Origin of the sequence: Lutibacter sp. HS1-25 (genome assembly GCF_004121075.1) — a bacterium.
In the GTDB taxonomy this organism is placed as follows: domain Bacteria; phylum Bacteroidota; class Bacteroidia; order Flavobacteriales; family Flavobacteriaceae; genus Lutibacter.
The window spans coordinates 1-3,617 of sequence record NZ_RHLN01000055.1 but is presented as its reverse complement, the minus strand read 5'-3'; the positions used below and the strand labels follow the sequence as shown (position 1 = coordinate 3,617).

The window sequence follows — 3,617 nt, the reverse complement described above, 5'->3', positions numbered from 1 at the left end:
ACTGTTGGAATATTTAAGAATTCTATAAAAATTTAAACTAAAATGACAAATTTCGGATTTTAAAAAATGGCGGAGTTTGAGCGTTGGAATTTGAATGTTGGAATATTTAAGATTTAAGAAAAATTATTTAAGATTTAAGAAAAATATAAACTAAAAAGAGAAATCTCGGATTTTAAAAATATGGCGGAGTTTGAGCGTTGGAATTTGATTGTTGGAATATTTAAGATTTATGGAAAATTCAGCTAAAATGAGAAATTTCCGAATTTAAAAATAATGCAAAATGAGGTTTTGACACGTAGAAATTTAGTTCCGAAAGATTAATCCGAACTCCAAAACACGTTACACAACAACTCATAAAATTCATGCTATAATTCGAACTAATAGAAAATTTAAAATATTAAACAAACAATTTGCTACGGCTGAAAAATATCGTATTTTTAATCCGCACAAATCTTATAAAAGCCCGTTGCCATTAATTCGATGAAAAATGAATAAAACCATAATATTTTTACTTCTGATTTTTTCAACATTTAGTTGTGCAGATATAAATCAAGGAGAAAATACGATTGCTAAAATAGAAAGTTTGAGAGCGGAAAATGATAGTTTGAGAAAAATTGTCGCGGATATAAATACTAAATATGTATTTGATAGTATTTCGTTTCGAGAGATTTATGGAAAAGATAATAAGTACGAACTGAATGCGGAATTTGATGTTGAATTATTAGTTGTCGGATATAATCCAAACAAAAGTTACTTTGTTAAATTTGACAGTCTTGTTGACGGACAAAAGGTAAATCCAGATACATTAAAACAAAGCAACGGCGGATTTAAATACAATACTAAATTGACCGAAAAAGAAAACATTATCCGAATTGAAATGAACGTTGATAATGACTACGGACAGAAAAAAATGGGAACATTATTCGAAACAATACGGATAAAAAACTAATGGCAACAATGTATAAAATTTATGCTCAAATTTAAACTAAATACAAACCGACAAACATTCAACAATCGATTTGCTACGTCCGAAAAATCTCCGATTTTTAAGTCGCACAAATCTTAATACTAAACCGTTGTATAACATGCCATCGGAATTCTATCCGAATTCCTTAATAAAAGTATTTTAAGGTAGAGTAATTAGATTGTCTGATAGTTGCGCCGAGAAAAATTTAAATCACTTCTACCCTATTTAAAATCGCTCATTGAAATAAATAAAATTGAGCAATGAATTCTATAAAAAATAAAACTCGGAGTTTGAGCATTGGAATTTGAATGTTGGAATACTTAAGATTTCAGAAAAATATTGATAAAATGAGAAATTGCGGAGTTCAAAATTATGGCGGAGTTTGAGCATTGGAATTTGACTGTTGGAATATTTAAGATTTAAGAAAATTCAGCTAAAATGAGAAATCTCGGATTTTAAAATAATGTAAAATGAGGTGTTGACACGTAGAAATATTTAAGAAAATTCAGCTAAAATGAGAAATCTCGGATTTTAAAATAATGTAAAATGAGGTGTTGACACGTAGAAATTTAGTTCCGAAAGATTAATCCGAACTCCAAAGCACGTTATACAACAACTCATAAAATTCATGCTATAATTCGAACTAATAGAAAATTTAAAATATTAAACAAACAATTTGTATCGGCTGAAAATTATCGTATTTTTAAACCGCACAAATCTTATAAAAGCCCGTTGCCATTAACTGCGGAAGAGCAACAAACTGATAAAAGTTCTTTAAAAGTAAAATTCAACAAGTCTGACAAATTTCAAATTGACTTCCACTCTACTATTTGAATTATAATTGATAATTTTCAATTTTAACACAATGGAAAATTTGAGCAATGAAATAAAAAAGAAAAAAAGAAAATACTTTATGAGTATTGAAAAATAGTAAAATAACTCGGAGGAACATAAAATGAACGAGGAGGAATACAAGAATGACTATGAGGAACACAATATAAACGTGGAGGAATATAAGAATGACTATGAGGAACGCATAATTAATGTGCGAAAATAGAAAAGTGACGTGCGGAAACGCATGATGAACACGATAAAATTGAAAAACATCGTTAAGGAATGCAAGAATGACTGTCAGGAACGCGTGATGAACGTTAAGGAGTACAAAAATGACTATAAGGAACGTAAGAAAAACGTTATGGAATAAAAGAATGATTGAAATTCAAAAATAATAAAAATTGTAACTATGAAAAATGATTTGAATATAATGACCAAAAAGCAGCTAAATGGCAACAACTCATAAAATTTATGCTTACTTTTAAACTAAATAACGAACCGACAAACATTCAACAATCGATTTGCTACGTCCGAAAAATCTCCGATTTTCCAGTCGCACAAATCTTATAAAAGCCCGTTGGCGGTCATTTAAGAAAAACCCGTCTGAAAGGACAAAAATGGTGGAAATTAAACTGATTTGGACAACTAAAATAATGGGATAAAAAACTTAAAATAATATGCTAACAGACATCAACCCGAAATTACCAATGCGTGACAAAAAAGTGACTCGGGAATTTTACACAAAACGATTAGGTTTTAAGGAATTTGGGAGTGCCGATTTTGACGGTTATTTGATGATGGAAAAAGACCAAATCCAAATCCATTTTTTTGAATTTAATGAACTCGACCCAAAAGAAAATTATGGACAAGTTTATATTCGGACTGACAATATTGATGAATTTTATAAATCGTTATTGGAAAAGCGGACTGAAATTCATCCAAATGGAAAATTGGAAATCAAACCTTGGGGACAAAAGGAATTTTCTATTCTTGACCCAGATAGCAATTTATTGACTTTTGGACAAAGTGTATGAAGTTAAAAAGGAATAAAAACGAACCGCCAACAATGGTAGCCGTTGCACAAGACCTTAAAACACAAATATCCTATTTCATAAGCTCCTTTTTAAGGGGCTTATTTTTTAAAGCAATAGCAAACTCTTCTCAATTTCGAATCGCTTAAAAAGGTTTATTTGAAGGCCTACAAAGCCCTCTAATGTTAAAATAAAATGATGCACCTGTTTTGCATCACTTTTTACAGTTTTTGAAATGAATTTTAAGTACTTTTTCAGATTATAAGCCATTGCTGACAGATGCATTACCTTATTTGCTTGCTGTATACCAATTGTATTTATTTTCCTAAGTCCCATAAACTGAGTAAGGGTGCCAAATACAGGCTCAACAGTGCTTTGCCGTTTACCTTTCATATAACTTCCTCTTTTGCTGTTTACCCTTGTATTGTTACGCTCATATTCTTCTTTGTAATAAGTGATGGTAATCCGTTTTTCTTGACTCTTTTTTAAACAAGTACTACGTATAGGGCAATCAATACATAGGTATTTAGATGCTCGATACTCTTTCTTTTTATTATTGTTTTCTCCTTCATAAAAAACCTTTGTAAATGGAATCGTTTTATTTTGGGGGCAGATAAAACAATCTTCTTGTTTATTGTAGGTAAAGCCTTCTGGACCGCCTTTATAGGTTCCGTGAGGTGGTATAAAACTTTCCAATCCTTCTGCTTCTAGAAAGGCATAATTCTCTCCGCTGCTATAACCTGTGTCAGCTATACAGTTTCTCCAAAGTAATCCTTGTTTGTGTA

Annotated in this window: 3 protein-coding genes; 2 read left to right on the top strand and 1 reads right to left on the bottom strand. The window is 30.7% G+C overall.

Going from position 1 to position 3,617, the window contains the following annotated elements:
* Positions 1-487 precede the first annotated feature (487 nt).
* Positions 488-949: a hypothetical protein gene (locus EC396_RS12020; RefSeq protein WP_240665698.1), complete on the top strand. Its 462-nt coding sequence runs from the start codon at positions 488-490 to the stop codon at positions 947-949.
* A 1,529-nt stretch (positions 950-2,478) separates the two neighbouring features.
* Positions 2,479-2,835 carry a VOC family protein gene (locus EC396_RS12015; RefSeq protein ID WP_129366925.1) on the top strand — a complete coding sequence of 119 codons (357 nt, stop codon included), beginning with the start codon at positions 2,479-2,481 and terminating at the stop codon, positions 2,833-2,835.
* 105 nt (positions 2,836-2,940) lie between these two features.
* Here the strand turns inward: EC396_RS12015 and EC396_RS12010 are convergent.
* A partial coding sequence (locus tag EC396_RS12010; RefSeq protein WP_240665697.1) for a transposase occupies positions 2,941-3,617 on the bottom strand: 677 nt, incomplete at its 5' end.

Coding starts and splice junctions, on each gene's coding strand:
- EC396_RS12015 (WP_129366925.1), top strand. CDS start 2,479: ATGCTAACAGACATCAACCCGAAATTACCAATGCGTGACAAAAAAGTG.
- EC396_RS12020 (WP_240665698.1), top strand. CDS start 488: ATGAATAAAACCATAATATTTTTACTTCTGATTTTTTCAACATTTAGT.